The organism is Stenotrophomonas sp. GD03958, assembly GCF_029839005.1.
GTDB classification, from domain to species: domain Bacteria; phylum Pseudomonadota; class Gammaproteobacteria; order Xanthomonadales; family Xanthomonadaceae; genus Stenotrophomonas; species Stenotrophomonas hibiscicola.
In genome coordinates this window covers 34,983-57,819 of record NZ_JAOBZT010000004.1, presented here as the reverse complement: position 1 = coordinate 57,819, position 22,837 = coordinate 34,983, and the positions used below count along the sequence as shown (strand labels likewise).

General features: G+C 64.7%; 37 protein-coding genes. 11 read left to right on the top strand and 26 right to left on the bottom strand.

Translation table 11 applies throughout. The features are described 5' to 3' along the window. Position 1: 1 nt before the first annotated feature. The 11 genes from N5C25_RS02155 to N5C25_RS02105 all read right to left on the bottom strand — a co-directional run bounded on the left by N5C25_RS02155 (position 2) and on the right by N5C25_RS02105 (position 11,810). The gene (locus N5C25_RS02155) at positions 2 to 2,497 is read right to left on the bottom strand and encodes a putative Ig domain-containing protein (protein ID WP_279936268.1); all 2,496 of its coding nucleotides are present in this window, start codon (positions 2,495 to 2,497) and stop codon (positions 2 to 4) included. Then, the gene (locus tag N5C25_RS02150; RefSeq protein ID WP_279936267.1) at positions 2,497 to 3,288 is read right to left on the bottom strand and encodes a hypothetical protein; all 792 of its coding nucleotides are present in this window, start codon (positions 3,286 to 3,288) and stop codon (positions 2,497 to 2,499) included. The genes N5C25_RS02155 and N5C25_RS02150 overlap by 1 nt, the downstream gene beginning before the upstream one ends. Continuing rightward, positions 3,285 to 4,031 carry a hypothetical protein gene (locus N5C25_RS02145; RefSeq protein ID WP_279936266.1) on the bottom strand — a complete coding sequence of 249 codons (747 nt, stop codon included), beginning with the start codon at positions 4,029 to 4,031 and terminating at the stop codon, positions 3,285 to 3,287. The genes N5C25_RS02150 and N5C25_RS02145 overlap by 4 nt, the downstream gene beginning before the upstream one ends. Positions 4,032 to 4,097: 66 nt before the next feature. Then, the gene (locus N5C25_RS02140) at positions 4,098 to 4,643 is read right to left on the bottom strand and encodes a hypothetical protein (RefSeq protein WP_111104790.1); all 546 of its coding nucleotides are present in this window, start codon (positions 4,641 to 4,643) and stop codon (positions 4,098 to 4,100) included. A gap of 50 nt (positions 4,644 to 4,693) precedes the next feature. Continuing rightward, positions 4,694 to 4,936: a hypothetical protein gene (locus tag N5C25_RS02135; RefSeq protein ID WP_100449760.1), complete on the bottom strand. Its 243-nt coding sequence runs from the start codon at positions 4,934 to 4,936 to the stop codon at positions 4,694 to 4,696. Positions 4,937 to 5,015: 79 nt separating this feature from the next. Further along, complete coding sequence (locus N5C25_RS02130; protein ID WP_100449759.1) at positions 5,016 to 6,062, bottom strand: phage major capsid protein; 1,047 nt, start codon at positions 6,060 to 6,062, stop codon at positions 5,016 to 5,018. A 212-nt stretch (positions 6,063 to 6,274) separates the two neighbouring features. Beyond that, positions 6,275 to 7,429: a hypothetical protein gene (locus tag N5C25_RS02125; protein ID WP_279936265.1), complete on the bottom strand. Its 1,155-nt coding sequence runs from the start codon at positions 7,427 to 7,429 to the stop codon at positions 6,275 to 6,277. 3 nt (positions 7,430 to 7,432) lie between these two features. Further along, positions 7,433 to 7,753 (bottom strand): DUF2829 domain-containing protein, encoded by a 321-nt coding sequence (locus N5C25_RS02120; RefSeq protein WP_057499589.1) that lies wholly within the window; start codon positions 7,751 to 7,753, stop codon positions 7,433 to 7,435. A gap of 70 nt (positions 7,754 to 7,823) precedes the next feature. Beyond that, positions 7,824 to 8,123, bottom strand: a complete 300-nt coding sequence (locus N5C25_RS02115; RefSeq protein ID WP_279936264.1) for a hypothetical protein — start codon at positions 8,121 to 8,123, stop codon at positions 7,824 to 7,826. Between the two features lie 12 nt (positions 8,124 to 8,135). Beyond that, on the bottom strand, positions 8,136 to 10,463 hold the full coding sequence (locus N5C25_RS02110; protein WP_279936263.1) for a hypothetical protein: 2,328 nt from the start codon (positions 10,461 to 10,463) through the stop codon (positions 8,136 to 8,138). Between the two features lie 51 nt (positions 10,464 to 10,514). Further along, positions 10,515 to 11,810, bottom strand: coding sequence for a PBSX family phage terminase large subunit (locus N5C25_RS02105; RefSeq protein ID WP_279936262.1), 1,296 nt, complete (start codon positions 11,808 to 11,810; stop codon positions 10,515 to 10,517). Between the two features lie 119 nt (positions 11,811 to 11,929). On the opposite strand from N5C25_RS02105, the gene N5C25_RS02100 reads away from it, so the two are divergent. Further along, entirely contained in the window at positions 11,930 to 12,112 is a 183-nt protein-coding gene (locus N5C25_RS02100) for a hypothetical protein (protein ID WP_279936261.1), read from the top strand. 3 nt (positions 12,113 to 12,115) lie between these two features. Here the strand turns inward: N5C25_RS02100 and N5C25_RS02095 are convergent, their stop codons facing one another. The 7 genes from N5C25_RS02095 to N5C25_RS02065 form a co-directional block, all read right to left on the bottom strand. Further along, positions 12,116 to 12,607 carry a terminase gene (locus tag N5C25_RS02095; RefSeq protein ID WP_279936260.1) on the bottom strand — a complete coding sequence of 164 codons (492 nt, stop codon included), beginning with the start codon at positions 12,605 to 12,607 and terminating at the stop codon, positions 12,116 to 12,118. Then, entirely contained in the window at positions 12,591 to 12,845 is a 255-nt protein-coding gene (locus N5C25_RS02090; RefSeq protein WP_279936259.1) for a hypothetical protein, read from the bottom strand. Before N5C25_RS02090 ends, N5C25_RS02095 begins: the two co-directional genes overlap by 17 nt. Continuing rightward, positions 12,842 to 13,048: a hypothetical protein gene (locus N5C25_RS02085; protein ID WP_279936258.1), complete on the bottom strand. Its 207-nt coding sequence runs from the start codon at positions 13,046 to 13,048 to the stop codon at positions 12,842 to 12,844. Before N5C25_RS02085 ends, N5C25_RS02090 begins: the two co-directional genes overlap by 4 nt. Positions 13,049 to 13,211: 163 nt before the next feature. Then, complete coding sequence (locus N5C25_RS02080; RefSeq protein ID WP_279936257.1) at positions 13,212 to 13,652, bottom strand: hypothetical protein; 441 nt, start codon at positions 13,650 to 13,652, stop codon at positions 13,212 to 13,214. Between the two features lie 35 nt (positions 13,653 to 13,687). Next, positions 13,688 to 13,885 carry a hypothetical protein gene (locus tag N5C25_RS02075; protein ID WP_279936256.1) on the bottom strand — a complete coding sequence of 66 codons (198 nt, stop codon included), beginning with the start codon at positions 13,883 to 13,885 and terminating at the stop codon, positions 13,688 to 13,690. Continuing rightward, entirely contained in the window at positions 13,882 to 14,247 is a 366-nt protein-coding gene (locus tag N5C25_RS02070; RefSeq protein WP_279936255.1) for a hypothetical protein, read from the bottom strand. Before N5C25_RS02070 ends, N5C25_RS02075 begins: the two co-directional genes overlap by 4 nt. After that, positions 14,244 to 14,552 carry a nuclease domain-containing protein gene (locus N5C25_RS02065; RefSeq protein ID WP_279936254.1) on the bottom strand — a complete coding sequence of 103 codons (309 nt, stop codon included), beginning with the start codon at positions 14,550 to 14,552 and terminating at the stop codon, positions 14,244 to 14,246. Before N5C25_RS02065 ends, N5C25_RS02070 begins: the two co-directional genes overlap by 4 nt. 50 nt (positions 14,553 to 14,602) lie before the next feature. Between N5C25_RS02065 and N5C25_RS02060 the strand changes: the two genes are divergently transcribed. Further along, entirely contained in the window at positions 14,603 to 15,208 is a 606-nt protein-coding gene (locus N5C25_RS02060; protein WP_279936253.1) for a hypothetical protein, read from the top strand. On the opposite strand, the gene N5C25_RS02055 is transcribed toward N5C25_RS02060, so the two are convergent. The 8 genes from N5C25_RS02055 to N5C25_RS02020 form a co-directional block, all read right to left on the bottom strand. Beyond that, positions 15,193 to 15,597, bottom strand: a complete 405-nt coding sequence (locus N5C25_RS02055; protein ID WP_279936252.1) for a recombination protein NinB — start codon at positions 15,595 to 15,597, stop codon at positions 15,193 to 15,195. The genes N5C25_RS02060 and N5C25_RS02055 overlap by 16 nt on opposite strands. Continuing rightward, a complete protein-coding gene (locus N5C25_RS02050) occupies positions 15,594 to 15,773 on the bottom strand; it encodes a hypothetical protein (protein ID WP_111188576.1) in 180 nt (59 codons plus the stop codon). The genes N5C25_RS02055 and N5C25_RS02050 overlap by 4 nt, the downstream gene beginning before the upstream one ends. Further along, entirely contained in the window at positions 15,770 to 15,970 is a 201-nt protein-coding gene (locus tag N5C25_RS02045; RefSeq protein ID WP_171952162.1) for a hypothetical protein, read from the bottom strand. Before N5C25_RS02045 ends, N5C25_RS02050 begins: the two co-directional genes overlap by 4 nt. Beyond that, positions 15,967 to 16,350, bottom strand: coding sequence for a hypothetical protein (locus N5C25_RS02040; protein WP_216654511.1), 384 nt, complete (start codon positions 16,348 to 16,350; stop codon positions 15,967 to 15,969). The genes N5C25_RS02045 and N5C25_RS02040 overlap by 4 nt, the downstream gene beginning before the upstream one ends. Continuing rightward, positions 16,340 to 17,215: a YdaU family protein gene (locus N5C25_RS02035; protein WP_171952163.1), complete on the bottom strand. Its 876-nt coding sequence runs from the start codon at positions 17,213 to 17,215 to the stop codon at positions 16,340 to 16,342. Before N5C25_RS02035 ends, N5C25_RS02040 begins: the two co-directional genes overlap by 11 nt. 2 nt (positions 17,216 to 17,217) lie before the next feature. After that, a complete protein-coding gene (locus N5C25_RS02030; RefSeq protein WP_279936251.1) occupies positions 17,218 to 17,703 on the bottom strand; it encodes a DUF559 domain-containing protein in 486 nt (161 codons plus the stop codon). Further along, positions 17,700 to 18,065 carry a hypothetical protein gene (locus N5C25_RS02025; protein ID WP_111203437.1) on the bottom strand — a complete coding sequence of 122 codons (366 nt, stop codon included), beginning with the start codon at positions 18,063 to 18,065 and terminating at the stop codon, positions 17,700 to 17,702. The genes N5C25_RS02030 and N5C25_RS02025 overlap by 4 nt, the downstream gene beginning before the upstream one ends. Before the next feature lie 284 nt (positions 18,066 to 18,349). After that, positions 18,350 to 18,616, bottom strand: coding sequence for a YdaS family helix-turn-helix protein (locus N5C25_RS02020; RefSeq protein WP_279936250.1), 267 nt, complete (start codon positions 18,614 to 18,616; stop codon positions 18,350 to 18,352). Positions 18,617 to 18,642: 26 nt separating this feature from the next. On the opposite strand from N5C25_RS02020, the gene N5C25_RS02015 reads away from it, so the two are divergent. The 9 genes from N5C25_RS02015 (at position 18,643) to N5C25_RS01975 (ending at position 22,835) form a co-directional block, all read left to right on the top strand. Then, positions 18,643 to 19,392, top strand: coding sequence for a S24 family peptidase (locus tag N5C25_RS02015; RefSeq protein WP_345781905.1), 750 nt, complete (start codon positions 18,643 to 18,645; stop codon positions 19,390 to 19,392). Positions 19,393 to 19,713: 321 nt separating this feature from the next. Continuing rightward, positions 19,714 to 20,151: a hypothetical protein gene (locus N5C25_RS02010; protein WP_279936249.1), complete on the top strand. Its 438-nt coding sequence runs from the start codon at positions 19,714 to 19,716 to the stop codon at positions 20,149 to 20,151. A 170-nt stretch (positions 20,152 to 20,321) separates the two neighbouring features. Beyond that, entirely contained in the window at positions 20,322 to 20,627 is a 306-nt protein-coding gene (locus N5C25_RS02005) for a hypothetical protein (protein ID WP_279936248.1), read from the top strand. Further along, positions 20,624 to 20,824 (top strand): hypothetical protein, encoded by a 201-nt coding sequence (locus N5C25_RS02000; RefSeq protein WP_279936247.1) that lies wholly within the window; start codon positions 20,624 to 20,626, stop codon positions 20,822 to 20,824. Before N5C25_RS02005 ends, N5C25_RS02000 begins: the two co-directional genes overlap by 4 nt. Before the next feature lie 109 nt (positions 20,825 to 20,933). Beyond that, the gene (locus N5C25_RS01995) at positions 20,934 to 21,185 is read left to right on the top strand and encodes a hypothetical protein (RefSeq protein ID WP_279936246.1); all 252 of its coding nucleotides are present in this window, start codon (positions 20,934 to 20,936) and stop codon (positions 21,183 to 21,185) included. Then, the gene (locus N5C25_RS01990; protein WP_279936245.1) at positions 21,172 to 21,324 is read left to right on the top strand and encodes a hypothetical protein; all 153 of its coding nucleotides are present in this window, start codon (positions 21,172 to 21,174) and stop codon (positions 21,322 to 21,324) included. Before N5C25_RS01995 ends, N5C25_RS01990 begins: the two co-directional genes overlap by 14 nt. Next, on the top strand, positions 21,314 to 21,706 hold the full coding sequence (locus N5C25_RS01985; RefSeq protein ID WP_279936244.1) for a hypothetical protein: 393 nt from the start codon (positions 21,314 to 21,316) through the stop codon (positions 21,704 to 21,706). The genes N5C25_RS01990 and N5C25_RS01985 overlap by 11 nt, the downstream gene beginning before the upstream one ends. Beyond that, entirely contained in the window at positions 21,703 to 21,852 is a 150-nt protein-coding gene (locus tag N5C25_RS01980) for a hypothetical protein (RefSeq protein WP_279936243.1), read from the top strand. The genes N5C25_RS01985 and N5C25_RS01980 overlap by 4 nt, the downstream gene beginning before the upstream one ends. 89 nt (positions 21,853 to 21,941) lie before the next feature. Further along, positions 21,942 to 22,835: an ATP-binding protein gene (locus N5C25_RS01975; protein WP_279936242.1), complete on the top strand. Its 894-nt coding sequence runs from the start codon at positions 21,942 to 21,944 to the stop codon at positions 22,833 to 22,835. The last annotated feature ends 2 nt before the right edge of the window (positions 22,836 to 22,837 follow it).

Here is a 22,837-nt window from a genome sequence, read left to right as displayed (position 1 = left end):
CTCATACCTCGCATGCCGGCGTGGCATAGCTGGCCACGTTCTGGCCGATCGCCACGATCTTCTTCAATGGCTCGGACCAGGCCAGCAGCCGGAAGGAGTTCAGGCCGTTGTAGCGCGTCCAGGTGGTGCCGCCATCGACGCTCACCGCGGTACTGGGTTGGCCTCCAGAGCCGACCGCGACGATGGCGCCCATCTCCGGGATGTCGACGGCGTCAGTGATGCTGAGGCCCGGCGCACTCAGCCGGTTCACATAGGTCCCGTTATCAAGGCGCTCGCGGATCAGCCCAGCCGTGAGGATGAAAGTCCGCCTCGTGCGCTTGATGTACAGGATCTTCACCGACGTGCTGCCGGACCATCCGGGGATCGTCCCGGTCAGCGTGTAAGGACCCAGTGCGCTGGTGGATGTCCCTGTGGTGCCATTTGACCCCTGTACGAACAGGAACAAGCCGAGATGCTCGATGTATTCCCATGCAGGGCGCACGCCGAGCGTGCTGGAGAATGACGGGCCATCACTCCAGACAACGCCGTCAGCGCCACCAACGGTCATCTGCACGTTCAGCGATGCAGTGAACTGTCCGTTCACGAACCGCACCGTCGATGCGCTGAAATCAGACTTCGTGGCCCGCAAGGTAACCGTGGTTCCACCGTCGTCGGAGGTGTAGATCTGGTTGTTGTTCTGCGCGCACACGAGGCGGTTGGTAGCAGGGTTCTCCGCTACGCCCAAGTAGTCACCGGTCCCGTTCGGAACCCAGGTGATCCCGTCGGTGCTGATCTTGCGACCAGGGCCTGTGCAGCTGATGAAGCGCTGCCAATGGTCGGACCAGATAACCCTGCCCGCTCCGTAGTTCGATGCATATGCCCCACCAGCGAACCACGTAGTGAAGTTCCACAGCAGGTTGCAGATGAAGGTCTGATCGTCCAGCTGCACCGCTTCGCCAAGGGCGTCCGTAACCCTGACCGTCCAGGCGAAGTTGCCTTTCTGGGCGAAGGAACCGCTCAACACCCCCGAATTCTGGTTCATCGTGATGCCGGTGGGCAGGCTTCCCGCTACCACCTCGAAGCGGTATGGGGTAACGCCACCCAGCGCGATGTATCGCGCATCGACAATCTCGTTCAGATACGCATCGCCGTCGATGCCGCCGGACAGAGACAGCGGCGCCTGAGGGTACTCACTGAAGGCCAGCCAGTACTGGCCCGCGCCCGGGTAGTACGTGCCGATGACCTTCGACCCGTTGCCGCTGGATACGCGGAGCGCGGCCCGCACGAGGTCATCGATCGGCGCACCCACGTCGCCTGCTGCGAGGTTCTCCGCGGCGTTGGCGATGCCCACCGTGCGCACGCCGAGCTGCGACAGGTAGAACAGGTCGTTCGACACCGGGACGGCAGCTTTCGGCCAGATCGAACCGATACCATCCATCTGATCCAGCAGCGCCATCGACGCTGGATCAGGGTCGACCTGCCAGTTCTGGAAGCTGCTTGCGTTCATCGGGGCCAGGTTCGCCCGGTAGGGCGCCAGCACCGCAATGTCGTTGGCGTTCGCCTGCTGCAGGCCCGTCGGCAGATACCCGGCATCGTCTGCCGTGGACCAGTCCAGCGGGTTGGCCGTGGCGCTGAAACGCACGATGTCCTTGTCGGCGGCGAACACCTTCGAGGCGACGATGGCCACCACCTTGGACTGCGGGCATTTCTCGTCCTCGACCCGCCGCGAGATCGCGCGCCAGTTCAGCGTACCGTCCTGCACCATAGCGCCGATGTCGGTTGGCCAAGTCGGTTCGGTGGCGCCGCTCACGTACCGCGGCGCTGCCGTCCAAGTCACGCGGCTGGTGGTGACCGCCTCCCAGATGACTTCGTTGTCGATGACCTGCTGGCCCAGGATGCCCGGCCAGGCCGGTTCGCTGCTGCCCGAGAAACCAGATTCGACCTGCACGGCCTTGTATACCAGCCCGTCAGGCAGCCCCGCGCTGGCGCCGCTGACGCTCAGGTTGTCGCCGAAAATCTCGTGGTTGTGGTCTGCGACGGATGTCAGATGGATGCCCGCGCGCGCGTAGGCAGCTGCTGCCGGCCTCGTGCCGACGACGGTGGACGGGTGCCAGGCCCCGCCTGACCCGCTATCGACAACGTTGCCCTTGTCCGTCTGGAGCAAGGTGTTCAGCCCGTCGTACCAGCGGATCTCGGTCCAGCCCGCAGTCGCGCCCGCCACTGACGCACCCTGCTGGATCAGAGAAGTTGCGGTGAGCTGGCCGCCGACAGGAACGTCGAGCATCGTGTTGTTCAGTGCGACGCCATCCGGCTTGTTTCCGGGAAGCTGCACACATCCGCCACCGCCGTAGCCATTCGTCGGCGTGTAGGAAGCGTCACCGGAGAACGTCCACCCCGTCGCACCGCCGGCGAAGTTGCCGTTTGCCACCTGCGGGTTGTTCGGCGGCGGCTGCGTGACTGGCTGAACCAGATCACCAGGAAGGTACAGGGTGCCCGCTTGCCAGAATGGAGCCGCCATTACTGCGCCTCCTGCGTGGTCGAGCTCCGGCTGCCCCTGCTGCCATAGCGGTCGGTGATGTCTGGCGGGAGCTGATTCCCGGACTCCTCGCCCGCGATCGGCGTCGGATTTGCCACGTCGCTGTCCTCAAACACCGTTGCGCCAGGCGCAACCGGCCACGAAGGTTCAGTGGCGCCGGAGCGCGGCGCGGGGCCGAACACGTCCGTCACCGTGTAGTAGTAGCCGTTGTCGACCGTAGGCACGACCTTGTCACCCAGCGCGCGCGCGAGGTTGCGCAGCCATACGGGGTACGTGGCTGTACCGCTGTCGAGCTGGTAGGCGATGCCGTTGGGGTTGGTCGGCGTCACGATCGCGCCCGGCAGGTAGACCGTGTTCGGCGCCCACGTCGTGCCGCGCTGCAGCCAGTAGTGGAACACGTCCCCGTTGTCGAACTCGGGAACTACATACAGGTAGCCCAGGAACGGGCCAGCGAAGTGGATGTCCTTGATCGGCATCTCCGGCAGCGACGGATGCCTCAGCACCTCGCACTCCACACCAGGTGTGCTGGCAGGTATGGTCTGCGGGGTGTGGCTGAAGACGATCAGCTTGCCGTCATAGGCGCACATGCCCTTCGTCGCGCCGGCCGGCAGGGTCACCATGTTCTGGGTGCCCGGACGAGACCGCAGTACGCCCGCCTGATCCACGTAGCCGTTGACGAGGTCGTACAGCGTGGCGGGGTCCGCCCCACCCTTCACACGCAGACGGTTGATGCCGCCCTTCGCCGCGTTGAGCGTGACGATACGTCCAGTCATGGGAACGGCACCTCTGGCCGCGGCGGAACGTAGACGCCCTCCCCCGCCGGCGGCCCGGGAATGTACCGCGCAGTGGAATGAGTCCCGGCAACGAGGTTGGCGATCATCACCTCCAGCTGCTGGATGTAGGTCTGCGCGTCAGCCTGCCGGTAGTGGGCCTTGCCGTTGGCCAGCGCCAGCAGGAACACGATCTCGCTGTCGATCGTGGTCTTGTCCGTGTCATCGGTGAATCGGTTGAGGTCGAACTTGCCCTTGATGACCAGATTGCCCAGCGTCTCGTCCGGAGCCGGCCAGATCTCGATGCAGTTGCGGAACTCGAACCGCTGCGGGAGGCCGGTCAGCTCGCTGGTCGTGTAGCTGCGCGGGTTGATGCCCTGGTGCATCTCTGCCCAGACGCCATCACGCTCGCGGCCCACCCAAGTCACCTTGCGCGGGTCCAGAGTGGCTGGGCAGTTCTGCGGGCCGTTCTTCTCGTCGTTGTCCGGATAGTCGTAGAGGCGCTGACCGGCCACCAACGGCCAGGAGAACCAGCGCTCGTTGCGGAACTCACCAGTGGGACGTCGGAACAGCGCCACCTGCGCGCTATGCAGGAAGTCGTTGAGCAGCTCCTTCATGCCCGGCGGCGGGTTGTTCGCCTGCGCGGCGAAGCCCAGCCGGATCATCAGCCGCTTGCGCAGCTCTGCCAGCGTGGCGTTCCCGTCGGTGCTGGAGCAAGCGCACTGGATGCCGTCGGTGATGCTCATGAGAGCCCTCTTGTGGAGACGGGCCGGGTTTCCCCAGCCCGTCGGGTTACCGCGTGGTGCTGGCGATCAGCCGCCCAGGGTGCCGGCGCCGGCCTGCGCGGCGTCGTACAGCGCCTGCAGTTCGGCCTTCGGCGCGTTGCCCTTGTGTTCGATGCCCAGGCGGGTCAGCTCTTCGCGCAACTCGGCATGGGTCAGCTCGGGCTGGTCGTCGCCATCGTCTTCCGGCGCGGGACGGCTCAGGCTGGCGGCTGCGGTCGGGCGCGGCGGCAGTCGGCTTTCGATCACAGCCTCGGACTGCTTGCTGAAGGTGTCCTTGCCGACATCCATGCCCAGCTCAGAAGCGACGTCGCGGGCGCCGCGCGGGAACACCTGGTCCACCACCGGCCGGTACTTGTCGGTGTACTTGGTGTAGAGACGCTGCAATTCCTGCGTGGCGTTGTTCGGCAGCTCGAACGCGAAGTAGTCCGGGTCGGTCACGACCACGTTGTCCTCGCCGTGGATCAGCTCCAGGATCGGCAGCTCATGCTTTGGGAACGAGTCGGAGATCGTGACGTACTCGCTGCGCTGGATCGTCGCCTGCACTACCGGGACGATGATGGTTTCCTTGCTCATGTTCCCTCCTCGGGAATGGGTGAGCGGCCCCGTGTAGAGGCCGCGGAAGGTCAGCCAGCCGCCATGTAGACGGTGCCGGCAGCGGACAACTTGATCCACTGCGGCAGGTTCTGGACCTCGGTCTGCCCGTTTGCAGCCAGGGTTGCCAGCGTGGTGTACGTGCCGGTCTCGGTATCCGAGCCCTGCAGCGTTGCGGCGGTGTCGGCGAAGTTGGAGAAGGTGGCGCTGCCGCCGCGCAGGAACGGGCTGTTGCCGGTCTTGAACGCGGTATTGGTGATCGGGGTGGACTTCATGGGGATGGCTCCTGTAGCCGGATGGGGTTCCCATGAGCGCCCGGCCGGAGCCGGGACGCTCGGATCAGGCCATGCCCGATCAGGCGATGGACAGCACGGCGTGGACGTTGCGCTTCTTGGCCGTCATGCCGTACTTGTTGGTCTGCGCGTAGTAGGTCACGTAGCGGTCCGGCAGCTTTTCCGGCTTGCGCTTCTTCATCCAGTGGCCCTTCAGCGGGCGGAACTTGATGAAGTTGCGGTTGAGCAGGTAGCAGCGCTTGGTCCACGGGTAGGTGATCGCGCCCAGGCGAGCGTCCAGCAGCTCGAAGGTCGGATCCCAGATCAGCTCGATGCCCTTGTAGAACACGCGGGTGATCGACGGATCCATGCCGGTACCGCCTTGCTGGTTGACGATGATCTGCCGGTCGACCTTGGTGGTGGTCTCAGCCTTGTAGGCGTTGAGGAACGCCTGGCCGCAACGGATGTCGGTCGGCATGGCGCCGCCGTAGCGGATGCACGCGTCCCACATGGCGTCCAGCGCTGCGACGATGCCGCCCGAGGCGATAGCCATGCTGGCGTTGTTGCGCCAGTAGGTGCTGGTGCTGGCATTGATGCCGCCGACGATATCGCCGGTGCCCGGGGTGGTCGAGACGATGTGGTCCAGGCCCGGAACGGCCTTGGCCGACTGCGAACCGTTCTGCAGGGTTTCCAGCGCCAGGCCTTCCTGCAGGCCATTCTTCATGGCGGTCCAGCTCGACTGCAGCAGGTTGACCAGCTGCTCCTTCTCCGACGAGGAGGGAACGCCGGCGCCGGAGTCATCGATGGTGATGCCGGCCGCGATCAGGCGGTCTTCATCGAACCAGAAGCCCTCGTGGTTGCTGTAGTACTGGAACTTGGCGAAGCGGTTCGGGTCACGTTCGTTGTAGGTGACCTGGTCGGCGCCGCTGTAGTTCTGGTAGTTGCTGTCGTTCGAGATGAACAGCTTCTCGTTGTAGATGCCGTTACCGAAGTACGACACCTCCTTATTGCTGACCAGCAGGTCCAGGGTGGTGTGGGCGATGTTGATCTGGTCGATCGGATCGTTGGTCGCGTAGGACTCGAGCGAATAGTTCGCGCCCTGCGCAATCTGCGCGGTGGTGAACGGCATGAGGGTGTCCTCGAAGGGGAATGGGTGTCTTGCTTCCATCCACGTTCGAGGGGGGCGAGGCCTCTCACTGCCCTACCGGGCGCGACTCCGGCGTACTGCTGCGTGGCGCGGTTGTCAGCCGCAGGGCCAGATTGCCCTTGTCGCGGGATGCGTCAACGGACACAAGAAACCCCGCCGGAGCGGGGTCTTGTCAGGACAGAACTTGGCTCTGCTCAGCCGTTGGTGGCCTGCTGGATGCCGTACTCCAGCGCGTCCATCGGGCTGGCGAAGGTGGTCGGGTCCATCGCCGGACGCGGGCCGCTCGGGCGCACCGGACCCGGGCGCGGCTGGGCTGGCGCGGTGGGTGCGACAACGGCCGGCGCTGCCGCGGGCGTCGGGAGTTTGATCCTGGAATAGGCAAGCGTCGTCTCATCCGCCCATTCGCTTGGATGGAACTTTGCGCGGATCTCGCGGACAGCCTGATCCAGCACCGGGCGCTTCGCCGCATAGTCAGGATCTTCACTGCTCATCCGTGCGTCGAAACGCGTCAGCCAGCTAATGCCTCGCTGTTCAGCCTGCTCCGCCGCCTGCTGGCTCTCGGTGCGCTGTCGATCGACGCTTCCTGTGTAGGCTGCGCGGTCGCGCTGCCCGGCAATCTCGACGGCACGGGCGCGCGGCAGGTCGCCGGCTTCAACCTCGGCGCGCAGGTCCTGGTGGTTGGCCAGCGGGTCGTGGATGCCGGGCGCCTCCTTGCCCAGCATCTTGGCGAGCGCGGCATACTCCTTGCCCATAACCTCGTAGGCCTTCTCGGCTGCGACCAGATCGCCCTGCTGCGCCTTGCCGATCAGGCCCAGGTAGTCGAGCGCCATGCCGTACTGCTCGGGGCTGGCGCCGGTGTCCATGACCATCTTCACCATGTCCTCGCCGACCTGCGAGCGCTGGACCAGCTCGGGCAGACGGGCCACGTCCTCGATGCCGGCCGCCTTCATGGCCTCGCGCAGCGGAGCCAGCTCCTTGATCTCGGCGGCCATGCCGCGGAACCGCTCGGCGGACTTCTCCTTCAGGCCAAGGGCGGTGATCTCCGCCTCGGTGTCGGCGTCGGGCTGCTGCTCACCTTCAGCAGCAGGAGGCTGACCATCGGCCGGCGGTGCGCCTTCCTGCGGCTGGGCCGGCGGCTGGCCATCAGCGGGCAGAGCTGCGGCCGGGTCTTCTGCCGGCGGCGTGGTGGCATCGGCCGAAGGAGTTTCGACGGGCGCGGTCTCAGCGGCAGGCGCCGTTTCAGCATCAGCAGCGGCGATGCCGGCATCCAGCGCCGCCATCACGTCGGCGGGCTGGTCGGTCGGGGTGGTGTCCGGCGCGGTCGCCGGGTTATCGGCTTCGACGTGCATGGATCAGCCCTCCTCCTGCAGCACATACCAGTCATCTGCCAGGCAGTCGTTGACGCTCGGAACCCAGGTGCTGACGGTGTCGTTGACGTTCTTGATGGCGAAGTAGGCGTTGTACGGAACCATCGAGCCTTCGCCGAAATGGGCCTTCGCCGCGCCGGTCTGGACGGCGTAGCTGGCCGGGGGCACGAGGTACACGAACATGCCCTTCCCGTTCCAGCCATCGCGGGCCACGCGGCGGCCCTCCTTCAGGTGATCCAGCGCGCTGCCGAAGCCCAGTCCGAAGGTGAACTCAGCGGGAGACGGCGGGGTGACTTTCTCGTTCATCACTTGCTCCAGGTTGCGAATGCCCGCCAGATGGCGAGCGTCAGTGGGTGGTGACGCGGGGCGCTACCCATCACAGGGCAAGCCGCTGTTCGATGGAGTACAGGTCGCGGTGCGCCTGGTAGATGCGCAGGCCCTGGCTATGCGCCTCCTGTGCCAATGGGCTGCGAGTCGGCTGGGGCGTGTTAGCGCATGCATCGGACTTCGGATCGACCAGTTCCGGGCGGAGAACTGGGGACAGCCGGCTGGAAAGCTGGGCGATCGCGTACTCCAGCTGCGCGATCTGGCTTTCAGTCACGCGCAGACGGTCGCGCAATCCTTCAGCCTCGAATTCCTCGGCCGGGGAACATGCAGAAGTGATGCTGTGGTTCATGTGTTGCTCCTATCAGGCTGCTGCGAGGGGATCGGCGGCCGGAGAGCCACCGGGAGGCGCGGGCGGAACCGGCGGCTGTTGGCCGGCGTTCCCACCGTGCGGAGGCGACGCGCTGCCGGGCACGGCCTGTGCGGGCATGGCCGGCTGAGTGCCGTCGTTCTGGGGGATGAGCTGGTCGATGTCGAAGCGCTCGCCGCTGCGCTCTGCAGTCAGGCGCATCAGCTGCTCCAGCGCGTCGGCGATCGCGTCGGGCGACGCGCCGCGCAGCTGGCCGATCTGGGTAATACCGGTCTGCAGCAGCGGTAGCAGGTTGGCCCACGACTGGCGCTCCATCGCGGTGTTCGGCTTACCCGACGACCCTGCGCGGATCTCGATGCGGACGAACTCGGCCAGGTCATCCGGCCCCATGTAGGGCGGCCAGAATGCGGTTGGACCAGCAATAAAGCGCACGTCCTCGTCGGTCAGGTAGACGCGGGCGATCTGGCAGGTGTATTCGGCCAGCTCGCTCAGGACCGATTCCATGTTGTCGCGGCGGCTGCTGCTGCGCGCCTGGAAACCCTGCTGCTGAATGTCCGCCTCGGTGGCGGTCTTGGCCGTGTTGATTGAGCCAGTCAGCGCTTCCTGCACGCCCCAGATGCGCTCCAGCTCGGCCAGGATGCGCGTGCGGTCGTAAACCGCCGGGTCCATCTGTGCGTAGGTGATCGGCACCAGCAGCGTGCGCAAGTCCGCGTTCGGCTGGGTGACGTTGAGTGCGACCATCTCGCCGATGTCCGCCTTGGCGAGCTTGGCCGCCTCTTCCGCCTCCATCGCGCCCGCGTGGAACGCCGTCTTTGGCTTGATGCGGCGGCGATGCTCGGTCTCGGCCGAACCGATGCGGTTGTACTCGTCCATGAGCTTGGTCGAACGGCTGACCAGGCTCTGCGGGTGGCGCTGGCCATCCACCTCGGACGTGCAGATCACGAAATACGGGTAGAACCGGGTCGTGGCCGGCGGATTGAAGGCGGGCTTGACCCAGAACGGCACGCCGGTGATCGCGGTCAGGACGGTGTTGCTCTCCGCGTCCCAGATCTCGATGCGGCGCACGTAACACCCATTGGCGCCGCCGTCGGTGTTCGTGGTGTAGGCATCGGCTTCCTCTGCCGTGGCCGCGTTGCCCGTCAAGCCGACGCTCTCGTTCTTGCCCATGCAGGGCTTGCGCGGTGCGTAGCGGACGGCCTTGCGCAGGATGTTCTCGGCGTTGCCGTCCTTGTCGAACTGCGCCAGATACGGGCCATGCTCGGCCAGCGCGTCCTCATAGGATGGATAGGAGATCTCGGCGTTCCAGGGCGCATCGACGTGGTTGGCGATGGTGAAGCCAGGTGCCACCTGGAAGTTCTCGCCGGCCACGTTGTCGATCGCGTAGCCGCGGGCGACCACTCGCTCGGCCCCATTCTGGATGGCGGCCAACTGGCGCTCCAGATCGGCGACCTTGGCTTCCTCGTTGTTCCCGAACACGCCCTTGACCGTGTCCCACGCACGGGCGCCATAGCCGGCGGTGCCGTCTTCCAGCTCCTTCTGCAGCGCCTTGGCCCGGGCGATGTTCTGCTGCAGGTCGTTGATCGCGGTCTGCGTCTCGGGCGAGATCTCGGTGCGCTCCTGCCACGTCGCCTTCAGCACGCCGGGGCCGATGGTGAGCGACGAACGGACCCAAGGACGGCCGCGGCGCTTCAACTGCGCGTCCTTCCACATCTGGGTGCCGACGGCCTCCAGCGTCTCTGCAAACTGCTTCATCTCGCGCGAGCGCTTGGCGTACTGCTTGCGCAGCTTCAGCACCTGGTCCGCAACGAGCTTGTCGGCAGGGTTGGTGGCCAAGTAGCTCTCCTGCGCCTGCTGCCCCTGCTGGAATGCCTGCTCAGGGGGAACGCCCATAGCGGTCTGTTCCACGGCGATCTGCCGGCCAACCTCCATGGCGTCCTGCTCTGCTTGCTGCTGCAGCTCGGCCATCAGCTGCTCGTCCGACTCCACGATGTCCCGCAGCTGCTCAGGCGTCGGCATGCGGTGCGCCGGTCCGGGTGACACGTCGAAGTCCGGGTTGCGGGCGTAGAGGAACGCCTCCTGGATGTCGATGTAGGTGCCGATCAGGTTGGCGTCGACCAGGAACCCCGAGTCGCCGCGTGCCTGGCGCCGGTCCTTCACGTACTGCTGCCGGGCGTCCTTGTCGAACTCGCGGGCCTCCTCGAAGCGAGCCATCCAGCGCTTCACGTCGGCCTGCATGCGGCTCAACTGCTGGGCGCGCGCCGGATCGGGATCAGCGGCGGCCGCGATCCCGGTTTCGAGTGCTGCGATGGGTTGGTCTGCCATGGTCGGGCCGGTGTGCGAACTGGCCCCAAGGTGCCCGAGCTGCCGGAGGCATCAACGGTAGTAGCGGGCGGTCTTCTCGTCGTCGTCGCGGTCGGCGGCGTCGCGCTGCTTGAACCACGGGTCTGTGAACGGCGCAGGCGGCGCCGGCTTCGCCTCGGGTGGTAGGCTGCCGTCGGCCATGAGGTCGATGCCACGGCCGAACAGGCTGCACACGTCCACCATGTCGTCGCGGCGTCCGTCCTCGCCGGTGAAGGCGCACAGCTGGTCGATCAGCCTGTCGCCCCATTCGGTGTTCGGGATGTGCACCGAGCCCGTCGCAGCGCGGGCAGCGAAGCCCAGGGCGCGGTCTGCCTTGCTGCCGGCACTGGCCAGGGGCACGCGGTGCACGAACGTCTGCGTGGCCTTGGCCGCGCGGCGGATGGCGCCGTCGGTGGTGCGCAGGATGACGCCCATTTCCTCGAACGCCATCACCGGCTTGTTGCGCCGGCCCATCTGCATCAGGGCCGCGATCCACACCGACGGGTCTTCCTGACCGCTCCACCAGTCCACGAACCACATGTCGCCCACGTGGTCGAGACCGGCACAACCGTGTTCGGTCCAGTCGGGGTCGGCCTCGGGGTCGTCCGGGTCTGGAGCGCCCGCGTAGTCGCTGGCCAGGTACTTGCGCAGTCCCTTCGGCTCGTCGCCCAGGTTGAAGCGCTTGAACCAGTGTCGCTTGAACAGGATGCCGGCCTTGGCCCGGGGCTGACCGCCGAAGATGTGGTCGTGCAGGTCCTGCGACACGGCCAGCGTCTTCAGGCGCTCCGTCTCCATCGCTGGGTTCCACCACGGGTTATCCAGCCAGTTGATCTGGATGACGATGGCGTCCGGGTCATCGCCCAGCACCCAGCGCTTGTAGGCGTAGTCGTCCTGCTGGTCAGGGTTGAAGGTGACCCAGATCTCAGCGCCGGTCGTGCGGACGATGGTCGGGATCAGCTTGTTCCAGCTGTTGGCCGAGACGTTGGACGCCTCCTCCACCCACACGATGGTCGCTCCTTCGAACGACTTGATGCTGTCGGCGGTGTGATCCTGCAGACCTGTGAAACTGAACGTGGAACCGGTCAGGATGCAGGTGATCTGGTCCTCGCCCTGCTTGTTAATCTTGAAGTAGGCCGACAGGCCCATGCGGTTGATGTAGTCCTCGATGACCCGCTTGGAGGACTGGGCGATCGACTTCTGGATCTCGCGCACGCACAGGATGCGGTGCTTGGCCTGCATCGACAGCATCACCAGGATCTGCGCCACGGTGTGCGACTTCGCCGAGCCGCGCCCACCGTACAGTACCTTGAACTGCTTCGGCTTCAGCACCGGCAGCAGCTTGGCCGGGATCGACAGACGAGCCTGTGGCCGACTGTTCGTGCCTTCAGTTGCATGTGATGCTGCCGATAACACGGTCGCGTCAATCCACCAAACCAAGGAAGAACTCAATGAGCATTGAACACAAGGCCCCCACCGAAGCTCAGATGCAGGTCGCTGCCACCCTTGCCGCAGGGCTGCTCTCCGGCATGGACCTGAAGCGATACACGGCACCACTCAAAATGCTGGACACTGAGCTCATGTCGCAATCGGTGGCTCTGTACCACCGGGTTTTGAAAGAGCTTGTTAAGTAAACGTCATTCCTTCCTTCTTGCTACCTCAACAGGCGCCACGATGAACTGAGGAGCCGGCAGAGGGTCGGTCGGGTCGTTAGCGTGGTCAATTCGATCACGCCAATCGTTGCGGCGGCGGTTCTTCAACCAGAAGATCGCCGCCGTGACGTTAGGCGCCACCTTGGCGCGGTATTCGGCGTACACCGGAGACTCAGCCCCGGCGGGCATGAAGATCTTCACCTCGTCCTGCTCATAGCCGATAGCCTGCTGGTACAGGGATCGTTCCACCCGCTCGTCTGCCTGGTCCTTCCCGGCCTTTAGGGCCTGACAAAAGTCCGGGTACTGCCCCTTCCAGCGGTACACGGTTCGGACGTTCACTTCGAAGAAATCGGCGATTTCCTGGTCGGTAGCCCCCAGCAGGCACAGCTTTTCGGCCTGCTTGGCGTACTCAGCCTTGTAGGCGCTTGGGCGGCCAGTGGCCTTGGCTTCCGCCTTTGGCTTACGCGGCGCTGCCATGGTTTTCCCACATAGGAATGACCCGAACGGGGATCCCGCAGAAGCGAATGCCATCAGCGGGCGTTTCGCCCGGGCCGGAGTGGTCCATGTGCGGCTCCATCTCTGCGCGCAGCTGCCTCTCCTGGAAACTGGTGATGACCAGTTCGGACGGCTCCCTGCCAGTCCGCTCAATGGCTTCTTGCCTCTGCCGGTACAGCAGATCGGCCACGGACTCCCCATGCATCTCTTGAATGCTCATGCGCCCTCCTGGAGGGCCTGCAACCGCACCTGCCCCTGCCGGGTGATGCCGAAGCGCTCGCCCTGCTCCTGCGCGTAGCCGTGGCTCACCAGCGAGTCCAGCAGCGAGTCGCCGCCGCGGTGGTGGTCGCGCCACTCCTGCCGGGTCAGGCTGAACTGGCTGGCCAAATGCTGCAGGCCCTGCGTGATCGGGTCCAGGCTCACGGCAGGGCCTCCTCGGTCCCACAGGGGAAAGTGGTCACGGCCCCGGCGTGGCGTCCGGTTCCGCCGCCGCAACGCGGCACCCTGCTCCCTCGGTGCTGGCTGTTACCCACCTGCCAGCTGGGGCTACCGATACCTGCCTCGGTAGAGGGCCGCATGTACGCGGTCAAGCGGCGCGCCCAGACAGGTCGAACAGGTCGAGCTGCATAGGCATGGGCCGCTTCCGTGGCGACGGTGTGGCGATGCCCAGATGCTCCAGCATGTCCTCCAGCACGTTCGCGAACGCCTCCGCGGTCACACGGGGGAAGCTGTACTTGCCCACCAACCACGGCCAGTACGGAGACTTCTCGCCCTTGCGGGCCATCTCCACGGCCACCGGCTTGTCCTCGGCCAGGACGAACGCCTGCGAGGTCTCCGGGTTGATCAGTAGGAAGCTGGCTACCGTGCATCCGCGCTGGTTCTCTGCGATTCGTGGAAGGATGGCGTTCAGGGCATCTGCCGGGTTGGTCGGGTCGACCACGCAGACCACGCGCGGCTTCCAGACCTGCCGGAACGGAACACCCTCAGTTGTACCGGTGCGGCGCGGAGCTTCAACGGATGCGGCCATGTTTCGACCTCCGGTGCGGGGTTGGGATACCTGGCTCATGGGCTTGCCTTCCTGCGGTTGATCTCGCGGCGCATCAGCTGCGCTTCGGTCTTTAGCGCGCGGGCCTCGTGCAGCACCTCGCGCACGTCGTAGCCCTTCCGGTGCAGGCTGAAGATCTCGTCGGCCAAGGCGTGATCCAGGCGGGCGACCACCTCCAGCTCCGACGTTGTGTACTGGCTGAAGGCCGGGCTCATGCCTCGGGCCCTTCCGTGATCCGCACCACTACCTGGCCACCCTTGCGGACCTCGGTGCTGACCAGCGGGTGGCTGATGAACCGCTTGTCATCGATGCCGAGAGCGTCGGCGATGCCGTCCCGGTACGGCTTGAACCGGGCCAGCATGTTGTCGTCGTCTGGCAGGAGCTTGGTTGGCGGGTGGAAGGTCACGTGCAGGTGCAGGCGGCCCTCTGGCAGTGCCCAGCCCTTGCACCCAGCCTCCAATGCGGTGACGGCGCCGAGGTGCCGCGCCAGCCGGGCAGCGCCGGACCGTTTCGACCAGTGCACACGGGCGTTTGGCGACAGCCGCTTGTCTGGCCACGGCAGGATCAGCTCGTTCATGCGCGCACCCGCAGGTAGCCCTGCTGCCACAGCTGCAACATGGTCAGGTCGTGCGCCCGCTGCCAGATGTCGGCCTTCTCCTCGCGGGTGAAGCGCTTCCCCTGGTCGAGCTCTCGGTGGCAGCTCCGGCACCCGCTGGCGAAGAAGCAGTCGTGCGCCTTGATGCTGCCGCCCTTGCCGTGGCGGGACTGGTTGCTGTGGCATGGCTCGCCCGGGCCGCCCTCGCACACCCCGTCGATCTGCAAGGTGCAGTTGAGCTGGTAGGCAAGGTCCAACAGGGCGCGGTCACGGTAGTTGCCGTGCATCAGGCCATCCCTCCGCATACAATCTCGCGACAATTCACAGGGGACGTGACGTGGCCGATCCGATTAACTACTGCAGCTGGCTCGCGAGCTCCTTCTGCATTACGCAAAGCGAATGGGCTGCCTGGACCCAAGCAGTTCTTACCGTAGCCACCTTTGCCGTCGCTCTTTGGCGGCAAGAACTTGCCGCCAAGAATGCCGCGCATGAAAAGGCTGATGCAGCCAAGCTGCTGGAGGAAGAGCGCCGCAAAACTACGCTCATGCGGGCGAGAGCTACAGCAATTTCGCTCAGGAGTGAGATCACTCGTTTTGCTTCGGTGATGGAAGCTGTGATGGAAGAACCCCTCCGAGACACTCCATCGGCTACCTACAAGGCGATAGAGCCTCATCTTTCCATCCGACTGCGCGCTACTGAAGCGCTTGACCTGATGGGCGCCGCAGACTCTGCATTGAAGGTAGTTCATGGCGCACAGGGCTTGTACACGTACCTCCTTAGCTGCAGAAACCTGGAGCGTTACGACACTGCTCACCTTGATTTTCTGAGAACCACAGCTCAGTCCCTGTTTCCGATCGTGGAGCGAGCGGAAAAGGAGGTCGGGGCCCTGCTTTACATCACAGAGAAGGAGGCCGCTGACAGTGCAGGTCATGCCGCCTCCTGAAAATCGCGTGGATTAAACCCCAGCCCCAGCAGCACGGTGTCAGACCAGCGCACCGGCTTGGCCGAGAGTCCTTGTTCGTCTGGGTGATCGCCGATTTGCAGGAGGGCTGTGATCGCCTCAGCTGCCTGCGAGCGGGACAGTTTCAGGCTGGACCCTCCCAGCATGATGAAGCCCTGCGCACCTTCACCCCGGTCGATGGCGGGCATCATCCTCCAGCCCAGAATCGTCCCGGCGACCATGTGCCGCCAGTCGTCCTTGCTCAGGCGGTTGCCGTGCCAGGACAGCTGCGCCGCCAAGTCGCCACAGACGGCATTGAGCATCCTGCGCTGCTTGTCAGTCATTCCGCCGGAGCCATCCAGCTTCCAGTCATTCGGCGAAATCGCACTCATCCCCGCTTCCTCCTGATCTGCTCGTCTCGTTCGTCGTAGCCGGCCAGCCAAGCCCGCCGCAGCGCCAGCCCGTCTTCGCCCATGGCGTAGAGCGGTACCGAATTGCGGTCCTTGTGTGCGTCGCGCATCCACCGGCCGGTCTGGCGGGCGCGTTCCAGTTCGTACTGAGGGATCACGCAGCCTCCCTTTCGGATAGGTGCATCTGTCCTGGTCGGCGGTCTTCCTGAGCAGCGGCATGCAGCAACCGGCTGCGTGCGATAAGCACGACGGCGGCCGGCTCAGGGATCTGCATCGCCGCAGCGATTTCATGGGCGTTGCAGCCCTCGCAGTACAGACGGAACACGTCGGCGTCGGAGAGGTTCATGCGGCTCATGCGCGCACCACCTGGGCATTGGCCAGAGCCTGCTCGCGGCTGCACTGGTCGCAGATGCCGGGACCGCCACAGCGGGCACGCTGGCCGTCAGCGCGGGGATGCACATGCCCGTGGCCGTTGTCGGCCTTCTTCCTTGGCGGCGCGGCCAGCATCTTGCCGATCTGCTCGAATCGCTTCTTCATCGCCGGCGACTCGGGATCAGCAGGGATCGGCTGCTTGGTCAGAGCCAGCTGTTCACGAGGCGGCAACGCTTCGAGGAAGTCAGCCGGGGCCGGCCACTGGCGCCGGGTCTGACTCAGCTTGACGAAGGCGCGGCGGAAGCGCGGCGCGTCCGGCTCCTGCTCCCAGACGCGGTCGTTGGTCAGCGCCTCAGCCCACATGGCGGCCGTCCCTGCGATCAGGTCCGATGCCGGGGTCCGGTCCAGGCCCAAGCAGAGCAGCTTGCTCAGCCCGTCCAGAATCTCGTCGTGGATCCAGGTTTGCATGTGATTTCATCCCTTGCAGGGTTTGAATTGCGGTAAGGGTCTTGCTGGGCTGCATCGGCTGATTGCTCGCGGGCCCTGCTCTCGCCGGCTCACGCGGAACGTCCTGCCAGCGGGCTTGGTTGAGGTAGGTCGACCCCATCGGCACGTAGCCACGGATCCATCCGTCGTCCTCCGCCTGCATAAGGCGGACGTGAGCGATCAGTTCGTCGCAGCGGTCGTCCAGCTTCCGGCGGCGCCAGGTCTTCTCGGCCTCTTGCTTGCCCTTCTTGTTCGGGTAGGCGACCCAGAACTCCTCGAACCGGCTGGGTGCGGCCGGAGGCTGCACACGCTTTTGCTTCTGCTTCTCTGCTTGGTTACTGGTGTCTGGTGTCTGGAGAGCATTGCCTTCGCTATGCGGCCGCATTGCGTTCGCATTGCGTTCGCTATCCGATGGCATTGCATCCCTGCTCCAGCGGGCTGCAGCACTAGCTCGGGCCTTGTCCTGCTTGGCCTGATAACGCTCGATTTCCTCGTCTGCGCGCTTGTTGTGCCAGCCGTCGTCGGTCAGGGTGAAGAACTCGCCGAGAACCGCCTGCACCGCCTCCACTTCCTCCGGGGAACGGGCGCCAGCCAGTCGGGCAATCTGCTTCACGTCCGCCGGCAGCGCTTCCTCCTGCAGGTAGTACCTACGCAGCAGGCGGCTGTAGATGGCGTCCTCCACCAGCGTCAGGTGGGCGGTAGCGGCCGCGTAGTCCCCGATGTGGTGTTCGAAGTAGTTCACGATCAGTCCTCTTTCTCGAAGAGGGCGTTCATGCTTGCCATGGCGGCGGCTACCCTCGCCTCCCTTCGCGACAAGCCATGAACGAACTGGTGAATTCGATCAGACGTCTGCTCAGCGCAGGAGAACGGGTCGTTCCAGACATCGCTACCGGTGAATCGAATGACCACGTAGCCACGTTCCGTCATCCATCTATCGCGTGACCGGTCCTTCGATGCCTGCTCTTTGGTCCGGTCATGGAAGTCATGCCCGTCAATCTCCACCACAAGCCGTTTGACAGACCCGTCTTGCGCTTTGCATCTGAATAGGAAATCGACCCGGTAGGGACCGACATGCGCCTGCTCCTCCAGGATCACGACCGGTGCCCTTGGCACATTCAATCTCTCGCGCAGCAAGTGGAAGGCCGCTGCATACAGCGCTTCCATCGGGCTTTGGGACTTCTCTGAGGGGGTTCTGGCAATGAGCCAGTCGCGCCATCCGTCCTTCTTCATGGCCAGCGGACCCCCAGCTTTGCCAGCGTCCCGCTCAGGCCGGACAACTGCTTGTGCAGTTCGGCCAGCGCTTCGGCGGTCGCCGCCTCGGGGGTGATCAGGTAGCGTTCGATCAGGTAGTGGATCGGCGACACATCCTTGGTGACCTGGACGTAGCGCTCCAGGTCATCGATCGAGAGGCCGCGCGGCTTGCCGCTGCTGTCGCAGCCCGCCAGCTTCTCGCTCAGCTTCGACGGGGCCATATCGAGCTGCCCGGCCACAGCAGTGAGGCCAGCGCCGCGGTGGACCATCGAAGCCATGTGATCACGCAGCGTTGCGTTGCGCGTCAGGCCATCTTCAAAGGTGATTTGCAAGCTTTTCATGCACTTACCTGGTTGGTGGGAAGCCAGGGGAATTCCTTTTCCCCTGCGTTCCCCTGGTGGGTTCTGAAAATGGCCACTCCCCAATCGAGAGCAGCCATCCGTGAATTCAGAGGTGAGGCGAGACAGCGACGTCGTTGAACTGGTGCCGATTGCCGGCCGGCTGTTCGTGCTGAAGCGCTACGGGGATCGGGTGCGAATCACCCAGGCGGAACGGAAGAACCCGCCCGCTCCCGGCAGCGGCACCGTGGTGCCCTTCCCTGCCCGGGGTCGGTGAGGTGGTCATGTCAGGCGGCAGCGCGCCGGCGGCGGGGAGCGAACAGGTCGGGTCGGAGATCGCTGCGGCTGACCAACTTCCGGGTTGCCTTTTCGATCTGGACCGCACGATCGGCGGTGATCGAGGTATCTCCGCTCTCCCACTGGGAGACCAGGCTCTGGGTGGCGGGGGAGCCCGACTTGGTCAGCAGCGCGGCGAACGCCGCCTGAGACAGGCCCTTCTCTTTTCGGTAGGTGGGGATGTCCATGCCGCAAAGATAAGTGCCGCTGATATTCACGTCAATAGTGGCACTGCTGGCAAAGTATGAACGCATTAATTAGCGTCCCTCATATGGAGACGGCACGAAAAGCTAAGCCCACCAAGCGAGATGTAGCAGCAGCCGCAAGGCTGAAGGCGGAGTGGTCCGCCCGTGCGCGTGGGCTGGGACTGACCCAAGAGAAGATGGCCGACGAACTGGGGATCACTCAGGGCGCAGTGAGCCAGTACCTCAACGGACGGATCCCCATGAACTACAGGACGCTGAAGGCATTCAGCGCGGCCCTTGGCATCGAGGACACGGACATCCGTGACGATCTGCCCGAGCAGCAGTACAACTCCCCTGCCCCGTCGGACGACGACTACACGGACGTGACCGGTTACTCCCAGGCTGCCGGGCTAGGCGCCGGTGCTGAGGCTGAGGAGTATGCCGAGACGCACAGCCTCAAGTTCAAGAAGACCAGCCTGCGCCGCCGCGGCATCTACAACCGCCCCTTGGCCATCTATTACGGCAAGGGCGATTCCATGGAGCCGACCATCGAGGATGGCGACGCCATCATGTTCGACACCTCGGACACACGAGTGGTCGATGGGGCTCTATACGTGATTCAGGTCGATGGCATGGCTAGGCCTGAGTACTTCGTGAAGCGCGCGCTGCTGCTTGACGGCGCAGTGTTCTTCACCAGCGACAACCCAAAGGGTGACCATCACTGGCAGAAGCCAAGGAGGATGGACTCGAAGCGGGAACCGATCACGGTTGTTGGCCGTGTGCATTGGATAGGTGGTTGGGCAGACTGATGACAAAGAAAAGCGACGAGAGCGAGGAGCAGGTTACCGTAAACGGAATCGTGGTCAGCCCGCAGGATGGGGTGGATTTCCTAAGCGAGATCGGGTCGGAGCATGTTCCGTGCCCAATCTGCACTGAAGACGATTGGCTGCTGTCCATAGGACCTGGCGGCGGCGCCTACACCATCGTGCCAACGGCAACAGGCGTTCCTGGAAAACTTCCCGCTCACTACATGCCTGTATTCAGCACAGAATGCAGAAAGTGTGGGTACACGAGGTTCCACAACTTGATCCGCTTGGCAAAATGGGTCAAGGCGAGAACGGGGTCCAAGGATGAACCGTAAGCATCTACGAGTACTGGAACCTGGCGAGAACCCCTATGCGAAGACGAGACCCCTTGAAACGGGCGACGGCGGGGGCAATGATTCCGACATGCGCGAACGACTTGCAAAACTCGAGGCGATCCTCCCGTCACTTGCCAGCAAAGGTGACATTGGAGAGTTGCGTGCAGATTTCGAGCGCGGCCAGAAGGAGAATAGAGCTTGGATGCTGGCAACGGTCCTGGCCCTGTTCGCGGGCATCCTTGGGGCTGGAGGGCTAGTTCTTACTGCGCTGAAGCCGAGTAACTCCGCCGCTTCACAGGCAGCTCCAGCAGCTCCAGCGCCCCAGCCAATCATCATCCAGATTCCGCCCCAGCTTCAGCCGGAGGTACCGGCCCCGGCCCCGGCAGCGGCCGCTACGCAGGAAGCTTCACCGACTTCCAAGCACTGACGAAAGAACCCCGCCCAGGCGGGGCTTCTTTTTTCGCGGGCAACGGATGAACCAGTTCATCTTTCGCAGGAAGAAATATAAGCGCCCCTATTGACAGTAAGTATTAGCGCCCCTAATCTCTGCCTAACGCCCCACCACAGCCCATCCCGGGCCGGGGCTTGGAGACGAAGATGGGTCTGCACACTGCAACCGACATCAAACGGAACGCACAGCGGAGCTTTGATGGCCTGCTGCCGCCGGATACCGAAGAGGCGTTCCAGGACGCCTGCAACTCCCTGGCACGCACCTACGACCGTGAGGGCAGCACCGCCGAGCTGATCTCGGTGATGGTGACCTCCGAGCGCGCACTGGACTACCTGGTTTCCGAGGTCGACGTTCCGGCGCACCTTCTGCACGACCTGCGGGAGCTGCTGGACCGGCAGGCTCTGATCGTCCGACAGATCGAGCGCTTGATGCGCGCTGGCGGTGCGGCATGAGCGCCCCTGTCGATGTGCTGGCGGTGACGATACAGCCAACGGACTACGGAAAATTCTTCATCAAGGCTAGCGATGACCGCGTCTGGCGCGGTGACGAGTGGGTGGCCTTCGGCCCGGCGGAGCTCTATCGGGACTATCCATCCGCGATGAGGGCTTGCCGTGAGGCCATCTCCCGCATCGAAGGCGGTGCCGCATGACCGCCGCCGACCGAGCCCTGCACTTCCAGGCGCTGAAGCTGGCTTCGGGCTACCTGCTGGCCTTCTGCATGGGCGTCGCATTCGCCGTCATGGTGCAGGCGGTGCTGTCATGAGCCGGCGCCCCACCCATGCAGAGCGCATCGCGCACAACGACTTCTTATCGGCGACGTCTGGCATCACCACCAGCACGGACCACTTCCTGGCCGGCATCGACTACGCGCGGTCGCTGTTCGCCGAGGTCTTCGCCGCCGCCCACGCCTCTCTCACTGCCCGCGACCTTGCCGACCAGCTGGCCGCCGACGACCGCCTGCGCGCCGCTCTGGCCGTGTGCGAACCGGAGACGCCCCATGAACCCGTTTGACCGGCTGGACGCGGCCTTCGCCGACCAGTTCTGCCTGCCGCCAATCGCCCCGCCGATGTCGCTGGCGGAAGCCCGAGAACAACGAAACCGCGAGGCCGTGGACGGCCTGTGTGTGGAGGAACACGACGATGAGCAGTAAGCACACTCCGGGGCCGTGGCACGTCACTCAGTACCACCCTTTCTGCAGCCCAATCAACGGAAAAGGAGATCGGGTGACGTTCGCTATCAGGGATAGCGAGAGCGACGTGGCTTACGTGCACACCATGCTGAAAGGCCTGCGCACGGATGAAGCCAACGCCCGCCTGATCGCCGCCGCGCCGCAGCTGCTGGAAGCGCTGTCCAAGGCAGTTCGGGAGACGGAGCAGTTCCTTTTCGACGCTTGGCTGGTGCGCGTCTGCCCCAGCGGCGACGTCGAATCCGTCCAGCGCCAATGGCTGGCAAGCAGTGACCACCGCGAGTTCGTTGACGAATGGCGCGAGCAGATCGACGCCATCGCCAAGGCCACGGGCGGTGCGCAATGAGGTTCCGCATCCGCATCGCCTGGGCCGCCGTCGCGCTGTTCGCCGCCGTCGTCGTGCCGCTGCGCATCGCCGAGATCCACCAAGCCCACACCGACCGTGACGCTGCCAAAGCCCGCTGGGCTGCAACCAGCAGCGTGCGCGGCTGAATTCCCCCGCCCTCACGGGCCCCGCGCCGGCTGGGATTCCACAACGCCGGCATTCATTCCCCTTCATCACGCCAACGGGAGTTCTAACCATGGCACTGCGCATCATCCGCTCCACCGACCCGATCACGGTCACCCGCCTGAACGTCTGCATCTATGCCGCCCCCGGCCTGGGCAAGACGTCCATTTCCTTCACTGCCGACAAGCCGCTGCTGCTGGACTTCGACCGCGGCGCGCACCGGTCGGCCAACCGTAAGGACACCGTGCAGGTGGAGCGCTGGGAAGACGTGGCGCACATCACCGCCGACGACCTGGCCGACTTCAACACGGTGGTGGTCGACACCGCCGGGCGAGCGCTCGACACGCTGACGCCGGACATCATCCGCCGCAATCCGAAGATGGGCCGGGGCGGTTCGCTGACGCTGCAGGGCTTCGGCCAGCTGAAGGCCGAGTTCGTCGCATGGCTGAAGCACCTCAACAGCATGGGCAAGGACGTGGTGCTGATCGCCCACATGGACGAGCAGCGCAACGGCGACGAGATCATTGAGCGTCTGGACGTTCAGGGCGGCAGCAAGGGCGAGATCTACAAGGCGGCGGATGCCATGGGCCGGCTGTCTATCCGCGACGGTAAGCGCATGCTCAACTTCAGCCCGACCGATGCGTCGTTCGGCAAGAACCCGGGCCAGCTGGAACCGCTGGAAGTGCCGCACCCGGAGCGTGACCCGCAATTCCTGGCTCGCGTGATCCAGCAGATCAAGGACCGGCTCAACGCCATGACCGAGGAACAGCGGGAGGCTCAGGCGGCGCTGGAGAAGTGGCGCGACCGCACCACGGCGGCGCAGGACGTTGACGGAATCAATGCGCTGTTGCCGGAGGCAAAGGGCGGCTCGCAGGCCATGAAGGTGCTGCTGAACGACCGTGCCGCCGCGCTCGGCCTGACCTTCGACAGCAAGGCCGGCCAGTACGCCGCGCCGAAGGCAGCCTGAAC

Bases quoted from the DNA above. Each gene is read 5' to 3' on its own strand.
- N5C25_RS02155 (WP_279936268.1), bottom strand. From the start codon at position 2,497: ATGGCGGCTCCATTCTGGCAAGCGGGCACCCTGTACCTTCCTGGTGAT.
- N5C25_RS02150 (WP_279936267.1), bottom strand. From the start codon at position 3,288: ATGACTGGACGTATCGTCACGCTCAACGCGGCGAAGGGCGGCATCAAC.
- N5C25_RS02145 (WP_279936266.1), bottom strand. From the start codon at position 4,031: ATGAGCATCACCGACGGCATCCAGTGCGCTTGCTCCAGCACCGACGGG.
- N5C25_RS02140 (WP_111104790.1), bottom strand. From the start codon at position 4,643: ATGAGCAAGGAAACCATCATCGTCCCGGTAGTGCAGGCGACGATCCAG.
- N5C25_RS02135 (WP_100449760.1), bottom strand. From the start codon at position 4,936: ATGAAGTCCACCCCGATCACCAATACCGCGTTCAAGACCGGCAACAGC.
- N5C25_RS02130 (WP_100449759.1), bottom strand. From the start codon at position 6,062: ATGCCGTTCACCACCGCGCAGATTGCGCAGGGCGCGAACTATTCGCTC.
- N5C25_RS02125 (WP_279936265.1), bottom strand. From the start codon at position 7,429: ATGCACGTCGAAGCCGATAACCCGGCGACCGCGCCGGACACCACCCCG.
- N5C25_RS02120 (WP_057499589.1), bottom strand. From the start codon at position 7,753: ATGAACGAGAAAGTCACCCCGCCGTCTCCCGCTGAGTTCACCTTCGGA.
- N5C25_RS02115 (WP_279936264.1), bottom strand. From the start codon at position 8,123: ATGAACCACAGCATCACTTCTGCATGTTCCCCGGCCGAGGAATTCGAG.
- N5C25_RS02110 (WP_279936263.1), bottom strand. From the start codon at position 10,463: ATGGCAGACCAACCCATCGCAGCACTCGAAACCGGGATCGCGGCCGCC.
- N5C25_RS02100 (WP_279936261.1), top strand. From the start codon at position 11,930: ATGAGCATTGAACACAAGGCCCCCACCGAAGCTCAGATGCAGGTCGCT.
- N5C25_RS02095 (WP_279936260.1), bottom strand. From the start codon at position 12,607: ATGGCAGCGCCGCGTAAGCCAAAGGCGGAAGCCAAGGCCACTGGCCGC.
- N5C25_RS02090 (WP_279936259.1), bottom strand. From the start codon at position 12,845: ATGAGCATTCAAGAGATGCATGGGGAGTCCGTGGCCGATCTGCTGTAC.
- N5C25_RS02080 (WP_279936257.1), bottom strand. From the start codon at position 13,652: ATGGCCGCATCCGTTGAAGCTCCGCGCCGCACCGGTACAACTGAGGGT.
- N5C25_RS02075 (WP_279936256.1), bottom strand. From the start codon at position 13,885: ATGAGCCCGGCCTTCAGCCAGTACACAACGTCGGAGCTGGAGGTGGTC.
- N5C25_RS02070 (WP_279936255.1), bottom strand. From the start codon at position 14,247: ATGAACGAGCTGATCCTGCCGTGGCCAGACAAGCGGCTGTCGCCAAAC.
- N5C25_RS02065 (WP_279936254.1), bottom strand. From the start codon at position 14,552: ATGCACGGCAACTACCGTGACCGCGCCCTGTTGGACCTTGCCTACCAG.
- N5C25_RS02055 (WP_279936252.1), bottom strand. From the start codon at position 15,597: ATGAGTGCGATTTCGCCGAATGACTGGAAGCTGGATGGCTCCGGCGGA.
- N5C25_RS02045 (WP_171952162.1), bottom strand. From the start codon at position 15,970: ATGAGCCGCATGAACCTCTCCGACGCCGACGTGTTCCGTCTGTACTGC.
- N5C25_RS02040 (WP_216654511.1), bottom strand. From the start codon at position 16,350: ATGTGGGCTGAGGCGCTGACCAACGACCGCGTCTGGGAGCAGGAGCCG.
- N5C25_RS02030 (WP_279936251.1), bottom strand. From the start codon at position 17,703: ATGAAGAAGGACGGATGGCGCGACTGGCTCATTGCCAGAACCCCCTCA.
- N5C25_RS02025 (WP_111203437.1), bottom strand. From the start codon at position 18,065: ATGAAAAGCTTGCAAATCACCTTTGAAGATGGCCTGACGCGCAACGCA.
- N5C25_RS02015 (WP_345781905.1), top strand. From the start codon at position 18,643: ATGAACGCATTAATTAGCGTCCCTCATATGGAGACGGCACGAAAAGCT.
- N5C25_RS02010 (WP_279936249.1), top strand. From the start codon at position 19,714: ATGAACCGTAAGCATCTACGAGTACTGGAACCTGGCGAGAACCCCTAT.
- N5C25_RS02005 (WP_279936248.1), top strand. From the start codon at position 20,322: ATGGGTCTGCACACTGCAACCGACATCAAACGGAACGCACAGCGGAGC.
- N5C25_RS02000 (WP_279936247.1), top strand. From the start codon at position 20,624: ATGAGCGCCCCTGTCGATGTGCTGGCGGTGACGATACAGCCAACGGAC.
- N5C25_RS01995 (WP_279936246.1), top strand. From the start codon at position 20,934: ATGAGCCGGCGCCCCACCCATGCAGAGCGCATCGCGCACAACGACTTC.
- N5C25_RS01990 (WP_279936245.1), top strand. From the start codon at position 21,172: ATGAACCCGTTTGACCGGCTGGACGCGGCCTTCGCCGACCAGTTCTGC.
- N5C25_RS01985 (WP_279936244.1), top strand. From the start codon at position 21,314: ATGAGCAGTAAGCACACTCCGGGGCCGTGGCACGTCACTCAGTACCAC.
- N5C25_RS01980 (WP_279936243.1), top strand. From the start codon at position 21,703: ATGAGGTTCCGCATCCGCATCGCCTGGGCCGCCGTCGCGCTGTTCGCC.
- N5C25_RS01975 (WP_279936242.1), top strand. From the start codon at position 21,942: ATGGCACTGCGCATCATCCGCTCCACCGACCCGATCACGGTCACCCGC.